This window comes from Comamonas sp. BIGb0152 (assembly GCF_024809975.1).
Taxonomy (GTDB): Bacteria; Pseudomonadota; Gammaproteobacteria; order Burkholderiales; family Burkholderiaceae_C; genus Comamonas.
In genome coordinates, this window is the sequence record NZ_JANUDY010000012.1 from 1 (window position 1) to 14,782 (window position 14,782).

Below are 14,782 nucleotides of genomic sequence, written 5' to 3' on the forward strand. Positions count from 1 at the left end.
GATTCCTCTGAGTTGCTGAAGCGTGGTAACTCCAGTTTCCCAGACCTGTCCGGTTGAACAACCTATTGAAACATCACACCTAGGGATCCTCTGCATAACCCTCGCCAAGCGGGATGGATGCGGATCGGGATGAGCCGCAAGGCGTCTTTTGCAGTCAATAGCAGGCTATTGACAAGAAAGACAACGTAGCGGATCGCCCGAGCCCGCGTTCAGACCACGGCAGGGAGTTTTGCAGAGGGTCCCTAGAGGCGCTAACAGCGGTTATTCCACTGGCAGGCCGGCACCGGTTGGCCGTCAGCGCCGCGCCACTGCAGCGGGCTGTCATGCTCGCCAGACGGGTTGGGCGGGTTGGCCACGCCGGGCACCACCACCCCGGGCTGCGCGGATGGTGCAGCCGGTGCTGGCGCAGCCGGGTCATACAGCACTGTGCCGGTGCCCATGCCCACCCCCACCTGGGCGCCGCCCACCGAAGTGCCCACACCGACACCCGCATTGCCGCTGACCTGGCCGCGCTGGTTGACGCCCACACCCACACCGACGGGGCCGACGCCCGTGCCCACACCGGCGCTGACGCCGCCACTGCCCACACCCACCCCGACCGAGAACGGCCCGACCGGTACGCCCACCCCCACATAGGGTGAGCAAGCCGACAACGCGGCAACCGACAAAGCCGCCATGGCCGCCATAGCTGCCGCGCGGCAACGCGCCTGGATGGCGGAAGAAAGAAGGGGTAGAGGCATTCGGGTCATCGCTATTTTTAACAGCGATTGCCCCAGCAACCCCAGTTGCAAGGGCATTGCAGGCGCGGAGCTCGGCGATGTCCGACGGCCAGCCATGGGCACCGGGCCAGGGCGGCGACATACCAGACCCCCACTGCCTACAATCCCCAGCACCGCCATCCGCCTCTATCGGCCCCTATCCGCCGCTCCCCCGCTGCCCACTGCTAACCGCCGCTGGCCTGCTGCAGCCGCTGCAGCCCCGATTCAAGTTCCGATCATGAAATACCAATGGCCTCCCTACCTCTGGGTGTGCTTCTCGATGTGCGTCGGCGTCATGGGCACGGCGCTGGCCAGCCCGCTTTATCCGCTCTACCAGGCCCAGTGGCAGCTGCCGCCCAGCGCCATCACCCAGGTGTTTGTGCTCTACATGGCTGCGGCACTCACCAGCCTGATGCTGCTGGGCGCGATCACGACGCGCTATGGTTTTTTCCAGGTGCTGCGCGCCGGGCTGATGCTGATGACCGCTGGCGTGCTGCTCTCGGCACTGGCCTGGAACATGCAGGTCTTTGGCCTGAGCCGCATCCTCATTGGCCTGGCCTCGGGGATGATCACCACCTCGGCCTCGCTGGGGCTCACCCAGCTCAACACCAGCGGTGACACCCAGCGCGCCGCCGCCACCACCAGTTTGACGATTGCCTTTGGCTTTGGCCTGGGGCCCATCGTCGGCGGCCTGGTGGCGCAATGGGCGCCGTTTCCGCTGCGCAGCGCCTATGTGCCCTCGCTGCTGCTGAGCGCCTTGGCCATTTATTCGCTGTTCCAGGTGCAGTTGCCGGCCCATTTGCAGCCAGCACCGTCCACCACAAGTTTCCACCTGCGCCAGCTGATGCCGCGCCTCACCTTTCCCGAGCGCGCCGCGCTGCGCCGCTACGGCCTGGCCTCCATGGGTGCATTCTGCGGTTTTGGCATGTTCAGCCTGTTTGCCTCGCTGGCGCCCAGCTTTATGCAAAGCATGCTGCCCTGGCATGGGCCGGCCATCAGCGGGCCGTCAATCGGATTGATTCTGCTGCTGTCGGCCGCCTCGCAGTTTGTGGCCAAGGGCTTTGCCACCCGCAAGGTGCTGATCACCGGCTATGCGGCGCTGGCGCTGTGCAATCTGCTGCTGATTGCCAATGTATTTGCCAGCTCGGCACTGCTGTTTTTGCTCTGCGTGATGACTGCCGCGCTGGGCCATGGCCTGTGCAACCTGGGCGGTATCTCGGTGGTCAACCGGGTGGCGCGGGCCGACAACCGCGCCGGACTGCTGGCCACCTACCTGGTGATTGGCTATGTGGGCACCATCCTGCCCATCCTGGGCGTCGGCTGGCTGTCCGACCATGCAGGGCTGTCGCGCGCGCTGCTGGCCTTTTGCGCCGTGTTTGCGCTGCTGGCAGCGGCGCTGGCGCTGGCCACCTGGCGCACGCCAGCGCCGGCCCCCCAAAACTAAAAGCCCCTGGGCCTTATTTGCGCGGCGGCAAGGTGATGCTGATCTCGTGCGAAATCTCGGGCCCGCTCTCGGCCGGGCGAATCACCTGCTCAGGCGGAGGTGGTGGAGGTGGCCGCAGCACCGCAGGGCGCGGCGCCAGCTTGGGCTGGATGTTTTTCTTCCAGGCCTCGACCAGCACCTCGTTGACAAACTGGCGGTCCAGCCACAGCCACAGCAAAAACGGCACCAGGGTCGGCAGCACCAGGCTGCCCAGCTGGTAGCCATAGGCCAGCATGTCCAGCTGGGTCTGCGATATTTTGAGCAGGCGCAGGTCGAGGTTGGTGGCCAGCACCATCTGCATCAGCAGGCTGGTGGAGATGCTAAAGGCCTGGAACGGCAGCAAGATCACATAGCCCAGCACCGCACGCCAAATGCGGCCCTTGCGCCAGGCCGCCAGCAGCAGCGCCAAAAAGATCGGGAAGCCGTAGGCATAGCGGCCGGGGTCACCGTCCACCGAAATCTCGGCCCAGCGGCCACCGGTGTTGGCATTGGCCACGCCCACCGAGGTATCGACCTCGATCTTGCCCGGTGCAATATGCACTTGCTTGACCCAGCCAGCCGCCAGATCCAGCATGCCCTCCTTGGAGAGTACCGCCACGGGGTAGCTCATCCAGGGTGACAGCTGCACCCACAAGGTGGTCAGCACGATGATGCCGGCAAAGGCCAGCAGCGAAAATCGCTGTATCGGGGTTAAGCGCTTCATCCCTCTTCCTCGGTCTCGGCCCTTGGGGGCCATGTGCTTCTTGTGGTGCCAACGGAAAAAAGCCAGCAGTGCTTGCACTGCTGGCCGGTTCAGATCAGGCAGCGGCCAGTGTTGGGCCCGCCCCTGAGCCGGAAGGTGGTAGATCGTCCGAGCCATCCTCGGCCCGCTTGGCCCGCTGGCCGGCACGCACCCAGACCAGCCAGACCACCAGCACGTCCAGCATGATCAGCGCCTGCCACAGGTACTCGTGGGCAAAGTTGAAAGCCGTCATGTTCCACTGGCCCAGGTAGAACAGGCTGATCACGCGCACGATATTGACTGCTTGCACCGCCATAAAGCCCAGCACCAGGCCAATGAGTTTGTGGCGCCAGCTCGACGGGAAAGCCATGATGGCCGCAAACAGCACAATGCAGGCCTCGATGCCATTGCAGCCGGCCTCGATGGAGACGCCAAAATTGGTGGCATGGTTCCACAGCACCTTGCCTTCGGCCACGGCCGATTTGTCGAACCAGGTCACCAAAAAGGCACAGATCTTGGCGAGCAGCGCCGTCCAGGGCTCCACCAGGTGCTTTTGCACCCAGCTCAGCATATTGAGCCCGAACAAAGTGAGCTGGAGCCCCAGAAATACAAAAAAGAAGCGAACCATGGTGCCTGCCTGCAGTCGTCGAAGTGGACGTAGGAGCAAATATAGCCGTTAAAGTTCTCACCGGGTGTAAATGCCTCTGTCAACAACTGGTGATCATGCGGCCAATACGCACGTAAAAAAGCCGCGCAAGCTGTGCGCGGCTTTGGTTTTAGCGCCTATGGAGCGGCTCAGTGGTTGTGGCGCCGGTTCAGACGAAGGGCGGCCAGGCCAGCCAATGCCAGGGCCATCAGCACCAGTGCCCCGTCCGCCATGGCAGGAACGGGCACGGGCACGGGTTGGCCACCCGGTGGTTTTTCCTCGCCACCCGTATTCTTGCCGGGGATGGTCGTGGTGGCCGAGCTTTCGTTGTTGCTCGGGTCGTTGTCGCCGGGCAAGTCCACCACGGCGGTGTTGACCAGGCTGGCCGGGCCTTCCAGCGCAGCATCCACCGTGGTCTCGACCGTCAAAGCGACTGTTTCACCAACAGCCAGGGGCTCGAGCGCACAGCTGAGCGTGCGGCTGCCAGCCTCAAAGCTGCAGGCCGGCGAGGCTTGCACAAAGACCAGGCCTTCGGGCAGCACATCGGTAACGCTGGCATTGCGGCTTGGCGACGGCCCATGGTTCACTACCGTCAAGGTATAGGTCAGCGCATCGCCTGCAGCCGCCTGCGCCTTGTCTACCACCTTGTTCAGCGCCAGGTCTGACAGCGCCAAAGGCGTTTCGGTGCTGCTGTGGTTGTTGGTCTCGTCGGTGTCGCCAGGGCTGGTCAGGCTTGCGTCATTGACAACACGGGTCTGCCCCTGCGAGCGCGACAGCAGCTTGACGGAGAAGGAGAAGGCCAGCTCGTCGCCTGCATTGAGCGTGGCAATCTCGCAGCGCAAGGTACGCGATGCATCCTCATAGCCGCAGCCAGCCGGTGCAGCGCCTTCCAGCGCCAGGCCTTCGGGCAGCACATCGCTCAGCACCGCCTGGCCATTGGTCAAATCGCGGCGCGGGTTGGCCGCTGGGTCTTCCTCGTTCTTCACCGTCAAGGTGTAGCCAATCACATCGCCCACCTCTACGGCATCTGTCACCGATGAGGTCTTGGTCAGCGACAAGTCCACATAGCGCAGCTTTTCCAGGTCCTCGGGCGAGATTTGCGCCGGGTCATAGGTCGAGGTGCGGTCCGTGGTCTGGTTGTTCTTGCTGACATCCACCCCAGCCAACTCCTCCACATCCGCGCTGACCGCAGCACGGTGGTTGATGGTGCCGACGGCGCGGCCATCCAGCAGCGATGCGGGCTCCATCGTGAACTTGATCGCCACCGATTCGCCCGGAGCCAGCCAGGGGAAATCACAGGCCAAGGTTCCTGCGAGTGCGCCAACGGCGGGCACAACACAGCTGTCTGGACCAATGCGGGCATCGCCATTGCTCACCTGCACGCTGTCGAGCGAGACAAAGCGGAAGTCGGCCGTCGAGCCTGGTGCCGGGAACTGGTCGATCATCTGCACACCGGTGGCATAGGACTGCGATGCCCCGCTGTTGGTGACCGTGATCGTGTACTGGGTTTTGCCGGTATCCAGCGGAATGCCGTCATTGGTGTGGCGCATGTTCACCAGCACATCAACCTGGGGCCGGTCCAGCGGCACCGTCTCACGGGCGCTGTTGTTGGTCTTGTCGGTCTCTGGCGTGACGGATGCCACCACCAGGCTGTTGTCCAGCTGGTCGGGGTAGTCCTTGGTGCGCGAGCGCAGCTGATACGTCACCGTGTTTTGCGCGTTTTCAGCCACCGCATCGGTCCACGTACAGGTCATCGTGCGATTGGCCTCGGTGATCTCCAGCCCCGCCGCAAATGCGGCGCCACCGCTCAAGACACAGCTGCCGCCGGTGATGCTCGGGGCTTTGCCCACCCAAATGCTGGCCAACGGCAAGCTATCGGTCACGCTGACCCGGCGGGCCTGCGAGGGGCCGCTGTTCTTGGCCGTCAAGGTATAGGTGATCGCCTGGCCAGCGGCAGCGCTCTCGGGCGCGGCCTGCTTGCTGACCGTCAGGTCGGTCAGCGCTTCCAGCTCCACCGAGGCCTGATCGCTGTTGTTGTCAGGGTTGAACTCTGCCGTGTCGGGCGAGCTAACGGTGGCCAGATTCACGATGGTATTGGTCTGCGTGTCGTTGTCCTTGGGGTCGACATACTGCCGCGCCTTGATGACGATCACATACTCCACCGCCGGGTTTGCGGGCAGATTGCGGAAGTTGCAGGTCACCGTGGCAGACTTTTGGTTGTTATTGCCCGAGATGAGGCAAGGGTCCGACTCCGCACCGTTGGCTGCCGGCATCGTTACCTCGGCCGTCAGATAGCGGTCATTGGCATAGGCACCCACGTTCAGCACGCCCGCGCTGTAAGTGGTCAACAGGTTGTTGATGGTGTCCGTCACCGTGACGGTCTTGGCCATTTGCAGGTCTTCATTGAGCGCATTGGCAGGCACATCGTTTTTAACGCGCAGGGTGTAGACCACCTCGGCACCCGAGGCCTTCGAACCACCAGGGATCGCTGCTGACTTGCGGATCGACAGATCGGCCTTGGTTTCCGAGATGTTGACTTTGTTGCTGTTCACGATCTGGTTCAGGGGCGCACCGTCACGTCCGTCCATACCCGCCAACGCAGCGCCGTTGGCGATGGATGCAAACTTGCCGTTTGCCGCATCGATATGGGCCACCACGTTGAGCACCAACTCCGAGGTGCTGCCAGCGGCAAGGCCATCTTTGAAAGTGCAGGTCAGCAGTTTTCCCAGCTCAGCGGCTGTCGTGCTTTCTGGGCTGCAGACCCAGGGCGAGCCGGCAGCAACTCCCCGAAACTGCAGCTGGGGGTCGAGCTGGTCGGTCACCGTCATGGTCTGGCCTGGCAGCACGGCCAGCGGGCCATTGTTCTTGATCCGGATGGCGTACTGGTACTCCTGGCCGGAGGCGATCACCGAGGCCGAGGTGCTTTTGCTGACCGCCAGGTCTACCTTGTTGCTGACCAACACGCTCGCCTGCGCCTGGTTGTTGGCGCCCACATTGGCGGGCGATTCGTTGCTCGCAGACACGGTTGCCGAGTTGTTGATCACGCTCTCTGCTGCCACCGAGGACACATCCACCGACGCCTTGACCGTGATCTGCGGCAGGTTCGTTGTAAACGTTCCGCTGAACTGGCAGCGGATGACTTGCGCGTTGTGGCGGCAATCCCACCCCGTTCCACTCGCGGACTCAAAGCTGACACCGACAGGCAGCGTATCGGTCACGACAAGGTCCTGCGGCTGCAGCTCGCCCGCCACCCGCTTGGCGCTGAGCGTATAGGTCACCGGCACTGCGCCAGCGGCTTGCTTGTCAATCACCGTGGGACTGACCGCCTTGGTCAGGGCCATGTCCAGGTTCACATTGGGCTGCACCTGAATGCGAACATCATCGGTATTGTTGTCGGGGTCGGCATCCAAAAACAGCTGTCCGGTCGCTGTTTCGCCGGAGACGGCCACCACGCTCGCGACCTGGCCATTGCTGGTCTTAATCAGCAAGGGAACGCTGAGCGCAGGCAGATCGCTGTTGCGTGGCACAGACTGGCCTGCGGGTACGGTATAGCTGCAGTTCCACACCGGCACGGGCTGGCCGGCGCTGGTATCTTGCGCCTTGGCACACACCCAGCCATCGCCCGTAGGACTGCCCTGGAACTCGGTTCCCTCGGGCTGCGGAAAGCGCACATGGGCTTTTTCGCCGGTCTTCAACGCAAAGGCATAGGGCGAATCGGCATTGCGCACCTGGAGCTGGTAGTCGACCTTGTCGCCCTGGATGTGGGTCGAGCCATCACCCGGGGCAAGAATATGCACAGACAAATCAGCGCGTTCATACGTGGTGATGGTGCGCTCGATACGGCTGTGGTTGGGGGACTCGTCGTTTGCATCCGGGTCCAGGTTGTCCGGGCTGGAGGCCGAGGCCTCGGCGGTCCAATCGGTGCCTGCGCTGGGGAGCTTGACGCGGAAATCGACTTCTACAAAATCCGTCGCCGTGACCCGTGGAAGGCTGCAGGTCAACGGGGCGTTCGCCGCGATGGTATCGCCGGGCTTGGGCAGCGGCGCTGCGCAGCTGACACCGGGCGGTGCCACGATGCCTTCAAAAATGGCACCCGCAGGCAGCAACTGCAGCAGCGACACATTCGTCACCTCTCCGCTGCTGCCGTTGAGCTTGACTTTGGCACGGTAGACAAAGTCCGCGCCGGCCGGGCCATCCACTGAACCCATCTCACCGACAGCGCCGGTCTGGGCCGCAAAGGCATCATGGTTCACAAAAATGTCGTATTGGGTCGACTGCGCACATGCAATCGCGGGAAGCAAGCCAGATACCAAGGCAAGGGCAACACGGCATCGCATCTTTGCGAGCAGTGCGGCTGGCCGATAAGGATTTAACACTTTCAATGTCCTGCAAAAAGAAGGCAAAGCTTCGCCCTCCCCGAAAAAAACAGGGATAACAGCTTGCGTATTGAGTGGCTGAAAGGACTACCGATTAAAGGGCGATGATTTTCCCGGCCATGGCCTGGACATCCCAACGGTAGAAACTGGTCTTCAAGACCTCTTGATGCGTCAAACAACAAGGGGGCCGAATTTAGCATCGACACTGATCGTATATACCCAATAAACTTTCAATAAAATTATTAGATATAAAGAAATGATATACACAAACAATGGATAGAACCCCATAGTATTTGCATACCCTGAAAATACACGCAACCCAGCGCTACCGCTTTTACAGCGGGAGACCAAGCGGCACAAGGAGGCCGGGCTCAGAAAAAAGACGGGCGCCCTCAGGCCGCTTGTAAGAAAGCTGCGCAGGCAATCGTCTGCCCCGAGATCAATTCAATATGTTGATTTATTTATCAAAAAAATTAATTGAGAGGGGCATCATCACGGCCTGTTGACCCCAAAGGAAGGCATGGCGGGCATGCAATCTGCGTCTTTTTAGGGCGCCAAGGCCTAGGCCAACGCTGGCGTGCAAGCCCTCGAAAATCCTCAATCTTGGCAGGCCCAAGCAAGGAAAAAGCGATGCTTTGCGGCCGATCCTGACGTCTTTCTCGACCACCGTCCATGCAGAAGAACTATGCACCTGATATGTTAACAATTCTTAACAGCATTTTAATCGGGTATTTTCTCGGGATTTTCTTTCCCAAGTGAGCGCTTCCTCCACTGATTTATCAGCTCAGAATGCAGCCATTCAATACGGGGTTCATCATGGTATTCACCCCGATCCCCATTGAATATCTTCGGATTTGTTTGGTATTAATACACCGGGGCATGGAGCATAAAAAATCCCCGCCAGGTTGATTTAACCCGGCGGGGATTTATGGCAAAGAATCGCTTGCTTTACACCAGCAGCGCGTTCACCCGTTTGACATAAGCGGCAGGGTCTTCCGGCAGGCCGCCTTCGGCCAGCACGGCCTGGTCAAACAAAATCTGCGCCAGGTCGTGGAAGTGCACCGAGCCGTCCAGCTTCTTGACCAGGGGGTGGTCGGGGTTGACTTCGAGCACGGGCTTGGATTCAGGTGCGGCTTGGCCGGCCTGCTTGAGCAAACGGGCCAGTTGCAGGCTCATGCCGCTGTCCGAGACCACCAGGCAGGCAGGAGAGTCCACCAGGCGGCTGGTGGCACGCACGTCTTCGGCGCGCTCCTTCAAGGCATCCTTGAGTTTGGCCAGCACGGGCTTGAAGGCCTCGGCGGCTTCTTCAGCGGCCTTCTTCTCTTCTTCGTTTTGCAGCTTGCCCAGGTCTACCGCGCCCTTGGCCACCGACTGCAGCGGCGTGCCATCAAAGTCTTGCAGGTAGTTCAGCGCCCACTCGTCCACGCGGTCGGTCATCAGCAGCACCTCGATGCCTTTTTTCTTGAAGACTTCCAGCTGGGGGCTGCTCTTGGCGGCGGCCAAGGTATCGGCGGTGATGTAGTAGATGGCCTCCTGGCCTTCTTTCATGCGCGCCTTGTAGTCGGCAAACGAGGTGTTCAGGCCTTCCTGCGTGGTCGATGCAAAGCGCAGCAGCTTGGCGATGCGGTCCTTGTTGCCAAAGTCCTCGCCCAGGCCTTCCTTGAGCACCGAGCCGAACTCGCTGTAGAAGCGGCTGTACTTGCCTTCCTTGGCCTTGTCGTCTTCGCTGACCACATCGACCACGCCGTCACTGCCTTCGGCGGCAGCGGCCTGCGGCTTGTCATGGCGGGCCAGGTCTTCGAGCATGGACAGCACGCGCTTGACCGAGCCATCACGGATCAGGCGCACATCGCGGCTCTCTTGCAGCAGCTCGCGGCTCACGTTCAGCGGCAGGTCGGCCGAGTCGATCACGCCTTTGACAAAGCGCAGGTACTGGGGCATCAGCGCCTGGGCATCGTCCATGATGAAGACGCGCTTCACATACAGCTTGATGCCGGCATGCTTGCCCTGCTGGTACAGGTCAAACGGAGCCTTGCCGGGGATGTAGAGCAGCTGGGTGTACTCGGTATTGCCTTCAACCCGGTTGTGGCTCCAGGTCAGCGCATCTTCGTAGTCGTGGCTGATGGCCTTGTAGAAATCCTGGTACTGCTCGGGCGTGATGTCCTTTTTGGCACGGGTCCACAAGGCGCTGGCCTTGTTCACGGTTTCCCACTCGCCGGTCTTGACCATCTCGCCGGGCTGCTCGTTCTCGCCCTCTTTCCACTCTTCCTTCTCCATCAGGATGGGCAGGCTGATGTGGTCGGAGTACTTGGCGATCACTTCCTTGAGCTTGTAGCCATTGAGGAAGTCCTGGGCATCGTCGCGCAGGTGCAAGATGATGCTGGTGCCGCGCTGGGCGCGCTCAATCTGCTCGACCTCGAAGTCGCCCATGCCGCCACTGGTCCAGCGCACACCTTCCGAGGCCTGGGTACCGGCGCGGCGCGACTCGACGGTGATCTTGTCGGCCACGATAAAGCCGGAGTAAAAGCCCACGCCGAACTGGCCGATCAACTGCGAATCGGCCTTCTGGTCGCCACTGAGCTTGTCCATGAAGGCCTTGGTGCCGCTCTTGGCAATCGTGCCCAGGTTGTCAATGGCCTCTTGCGTGGTCATACCGATACCGCTGTCGCTGATGGTCAGGGTCTTGGCCTTGCTGTCAAACGACACGCGCACTTCCAGATCGGGCTGGTCGCCATAAAGACCACTGTCGTTGAGTGCCTCAAACCGCAGCTTGTCGCATGCATCCGACGCGTTGGAGATCAGCTCGCGCAAAAAAATCTCCTGGTTCGAATACAGCGAATGCGTCACCAGGTGGAGCAATTGGGCCACTTCGGCCTGGAAAGAATGGGTTTTTTTGGTCATGGGAGTCCGTCTTCTACAACACAAGTCAAGGGCATATATGGGTGCGGGCCGCGCCGCTTCAAGGCGCGCTGCTATTTATTAAATGCTTATCCAATTCATCTATATCCACAATAGATTTATCGCATAGCGATCTCGACCTTGGCCGCTTCGTATACATAGACAACGCTTCAAGTTTCTTTACAAAGAGTGCCGCTCCACTTTGTCATCCTCTCTGACACACTTAACGTTAAGTATCAAATTTTGTCAGTTGATTGATTCCACCCACACACAGCCATCGCCCGCGCAATTAACTCCTGTTTACAAATGAAAGTTGTTCACCTGCCTTCCTCAGACAGCGGAACTGGTCCATTCCAGTCCCTGCCGGGGCAAGCCATGTGGGGTTTGCTGGTGCTGGGTGCAGGTCTGCAGGCCGCGGCGGCACAAAACCCGCCCGAGGGTGCGGCCAGCACCCGGGTGGAATCGCTCAGCCCCGCCCAGGCCGAACAAGCCAGGCTGCGCGCCACCATCGAGGCGGCACCTGTTGCTTATGAGGACAACTTCATGAGCGCCGACGATCTGACCGCCCTGCGCGCAGGCCAGGCCGATGACATCGACCCCAGCAGCTTGCCGCTGGGGCTGCGCAGCTGGGTACTGGAAAGCCGACTGGGCATTGCGCAGTCCGACCACCGCGAGCTGGGCAGCCAGCGCGGCACTGAACTGGGCCAGCGCATCCAGTACCGCCAGCAAACCCTGAACTATGGCGACTGGCTGCTACAAGCCGATGTGCGCAGCATGCATGGCGGCCAAGACAGCTTCAACGGCATCGGCGCACTGGGCTATGCCCGCAAATCCGACAGCCAGCGCATCACCCTGCGCAACCTGGCCATGCCGATCACACCAGGCATTCGCATGGATACCACCATCGGCGACGGCTACAGCGAGCTGACCACCGGCCTGGGCCAAAACTACCGCCTGATGCTGGGCACCAGCACCTTGCGCGGCCTGTCCACCCGCCTCTATGGCGCAGACTTTGACATCAGCGCCGGCATGGGCGAGCGCGGCGATCTGCGGGGTGGTCCCTACCCCGGTTTTGAAAAAGCCCAGGGCACGCTGGCCTGGGTCGGTGTCACCCAGCGCCTCAGCGGTGCCTGGTATGCCGCCGGCCAGCTGAACCAGGCCAACCACATCCCGGCTGTGGATTACGGCCTGGGGAACAACGACGGCGCCGGCAGCAAGCGGGTCAGCAGTTGGGCTGCCGCGCTGGGCTATGGCTCACCCACGCAACAAGATGGCGCGCTGCGCGGCCGGCTCACCGCGTTGGGCAGTTCGACAAGCAGCGACGCGGCGCAGTCTGCTGGCGGCAGCGCGCAAGGCCTGTACCTGGAGGCGGACACCAAGCTGGGCCGCTACCGCCATGCCTGGGGCGCCTATGTGACCCGGCCCAACCTGCATTTTGGTGATTACCTGCTGCCATCGGGCACCCAGGGCGCCTACTGGCGCATGGACCACAGCACCAGCCGCCTCAGCTGGGGCACCGGGCTGGAGGCCGAGCGCATGCGCGCCAGCAGCTGGCCGGCACAGCAAGGCCAGACCCGCGTGGGTGTCAGCGGCCATCTGCACTACCAGCTGGACCGCAGAACCGCGCTGGGCGGCAACCTCAACCTCTACCAAACCCGCTATGAAGGTGACGGCCAGGGCGGCGGCCTGAACGGCAAGATGCGCAGCCTCTATGCCTACGCCTTCTACCAAACCCGCTTTGGCGAGCTGCCGCGCTCGCGCTTCAGCCTGAGCCTGCGCAGCAACGAGCAAATCGTGCTGGGCGACGGCACTGCCACCGGCCGCGAGCTGCAGTGGGAGCAAGACTGGATTGCCGCACAGCGCGAAACCATGCGCCCCGAGCTGATCACCACCTTGGGCTGGGCCGATGACCGCAGCAACGGCAGCACCCAGCACTACCCCACGGCCGGCGTTCAGGGCCGTTACTGGGCCAGCAACACGCTGAGCTTCTCCGGCAACCTGCGCTACAGCTCGCAAAGCGGCGGGCTCTCTACCAGCCGGGGCCTGTCAGGCAACCTGATGGCTGAAAAGCAATGGGGCAATGGCTGGAGCATGGGACTGGGCGTGCTGCTCAACCAGGCGCGCCTGGCCACCACCCAGGTGCTCAGCTGGACCAGCCCGCAGATCTACCGCAGCAATGACAAGACCGCCTATGTCTACCTGCGCTGGGAAGGCGGCACCGGCCGGCCCTTCGCCGTGGCCGGCGGCATGCCCGGCAATGGCAGCGGCAGCGTGACCGGCCGGGTGTTCTACGACGCCAACAAGGATGGCCGCATCCAGCCCGATGAAACCGGCGCGCAAGGCATCGAGGTGGTGATGGACGGGCGCTACCGCACCACCACCGATGCCGAAGGCCGCTTTTTATTCCCGATGGTCGGCGTAGGCCGCCATCAGCTCAGCCTCACGCTCGACAGCGTACCCCTGCCCTGGGGCGCTGCCGACGGCGCGGTGCTGGGCGTCGATGTTCCGCTGCGTGGCGAAGCCCACGCCGAGATCCCCATCACCAAGGTGGAGGACTGACCATGCAGCAGAACCCCTGCGCACCCGCGCTTTGCTTCTCCCTCCCTTTAGGAACCACTATGAAACACCCAAAACTCAACGCCTTGGCCCTGGGCACTGCCCTGGCGCTGGCTTGCACCGGCCAGGCACTGGCGGAAAGCCAATACGGCTTCTCCTCGACCGGCACCGGCACCGTGACCGCCACCGCCAAGGTCAACCTGAGCGTCGTCATTCCCAAGCTGATCTTGCTCAAGGTGGGCACCAGCAATGCCACCCAGGACACCGTCTCCTGGGCTGCCACGCTGAGCATTCCCGCCGTGCCGACCACCCCCACCACCACGGCCAACAACACCGTCGTGCCTTGGGATGGCACCGCCCCCACGGTCACCACCACCCCAACTGGCAACACCCTGAATGTGGCCGCTTGGACCAATGCCGGCTCTGCCACCATCAACTGCGCCATCGGCACCTGGAGCGCCACTGGCGGCCCTGCCAATGCCAACTTCGCCGTGACGACCGTCGGCACCCTGCCTCATCCCGGCGGCAATCTGGGCTCCTGTGCATCCACCACGATCGGCTCCAACACCTTGTTGAGCGGTACCTGGACCTATGCACTGGGCGGCACGGCCAGCAGCTGGACGGCCGGCACCTACACCAACGCCGTCACCTACACGGCCACGGGCGTCTGATGCACCAGCGCGATGCAACCACCACCGTGCGTGCCGCCTTGCGGGCAGCACGCGCACCGCTGAATGCGGGGCTGGTGCTGCTCGCCTGCGGCATCAGCGTGCCTGCCAACGCCGTCATCACCACCGTCAGCGACACCGGCAGCAGCTATGCGCTGTCGCTGCAGGTGGGGTCGGCCGCCGGCGTGGATACCGTGCAGTTCAATGTCACAGGCAACAACGTGGGCCTCACGCCCGCGCCGGTGACAGGCACGCCCGCCATCGATATCTCAGTCACGCCGATGCGTCCGGTCTCCACCACGTCAACGGCCAGACCGGTGACCTTGCGGGTGGATTCCAGCACCGGCCTGAGCTGCCAAAGTGGCGGCTGCGGCGGCACCATCATCCCGTTCAGCAAGATCAGCTGGACCGCCAGCAACAGCAGTGGCGGCGGCGCTGGCGATATCCAGAACGGCCAATTCACCGGCGCAGCCAACCAGCAGCTGGCCAGCTTCAATGCCAATGCCACCTACTGTTCAGCGCCGTTTTTGTTTCTGTGTTTCGGCTGGACCTACCAGTCCAATGCGATGAATGCCACGCGCTTGACATTCAGCTTTGCCAACGACACGATCTACCCGGCAGGGACCTACCAGGGCACGGTGTATTTCACCGCGTCGATGGAATAAAGGAGGCATGG

9 protein-coding genes are annotated in these 14,782 nt (G+C 62.2%); 4 read left to right on the forward strand and 5 right to left on the reverse strand.

The window, feature by feature from the left end; all coding sequences use genetic code 11:
* Positions 1-251: 251 nt before the first annotated feature.
* A complete protein-coding gene (locus M2375_RS20055) occupies positions 252-740 on the reverse strand; it encodes a hypothetical protein (protein WP_404979355.1) in 489 nt (162 codons plus the stop codon).
* Between the two features lie 256 nt (positions 741-996).
* Here M2375_RS20055 and M2375_RS20060 point away from each other — a divergent pair, with 256 nt between their 5' ends.
* Positions 997-2,202 (forward strand): MFS transporter, encoded by a 1,206-nt coding sequence (locus M2375_RS20060; protein WP_259169884.1) that lies wholly within the window; start codon positions 997-999, stop codon positions 2,200-2,202.
* A 13-nt stretch (positions 2,203-2,215) separates the two neighbouring features.
* Here M2375_RS20060 and M2375_RS20065 read toward each other — a convergent pair whose 3' ends face one another.
* From M2375_RS20065 to htpG, 4 genes are all read right to left on the reverse strand, one after another.
* Complete coding sequence (locus M2375_RS20065) at positions 2,216-2,944, reverse strand: exosortase H-associated membrane protein (RefSeq protein ID WP_259169885.1); 729 nt, start codon at positions 2,942-2,944, stop codon at positions 2,216-2,218.
* A gap of 94 nt (positions 2,945-3,038) precedes the next feature.
* Positions 3,039-3,590 (reverse strand): exosortase H, encoded by a 552-nt coding sequence (gene xrtH / locus M2375_RS20070; RefSeq protein WP_259169886.1) that lies wholly within the window; start codon positions 3,588-3,590, stop codon positions 3,039-3,041.
* Positions 3,591-3,757: 167 nt separating this feature from the next.
* Complete coding sequence (locus M2375_RS20075) at positions 3,758-7,861, reverse strand: DUF11 domain-containing protein (protein ID WP_259169888.1); 4,104 nt, start codon at positions 7,859-7,861, stop codon at positions 3,758-3,760.
* A 1,071-nt stretch (positions 7,862-8,932) separates the two neighbouring features.
* A complete protein-coding gene (gene htpG / locus M2375_RS20080) occupies positions 8,933-10,885 on the reverse strand; it encodes a molecular chaperone HtpG (RefSeq protein ID WP_259169889.1) in 1,953 nt (650 codons plus the stop codon).
* A 372-nt stretch (positions 10,886-11,257) separates the two neighbouring features.
* Here htpG and M2375_RS20085 point away from each other — a divergent pair, with 372 nt between their 5' ends.
* The 3 genes from M2375_RS20085 to M2375_RS20095 are packed head-to-tail and all read left to right on the forward strand — an operon-like array spanning position 11,258 to position 14,771.
* Complete coding sequence (locus tag M2375_RS20085; protein ID WP_259169890.1) at positions 11,258-13,441, forward strand: hypothetical protein; 2,184 nt, start codon at positions 11,258-11,260, stop codon at positions 13,439-13,441.
* 59 nt (positions 13,442-13,500) lie between these two features.
* Positions 13,501-14,109, forward strand: coding sequence for a hypothetical protein (locus M2375_RS20090; RefSeq protein WP_259169893.1), 609 nt, complete (start codon positions 13,501-13,503; stop codon positions 14,107-14,109).
* On the forward strand, positions 14,109-14,771 hold the full coding sequence (locus tag M2375_RS20095) for a hypothetical protein (RefSeq protein ID WP_259169895.1): 663 nt from the start codon (positions 14,109-14,111) through the stop codon (positions 14,769-14,771). Before M2375_RS20090 ends, M2375_RS20095 begins: the two co-directional genes overlap by 1 nt.
* Positions 14,772-14,782: the final 11 nt, after the last annotated feature.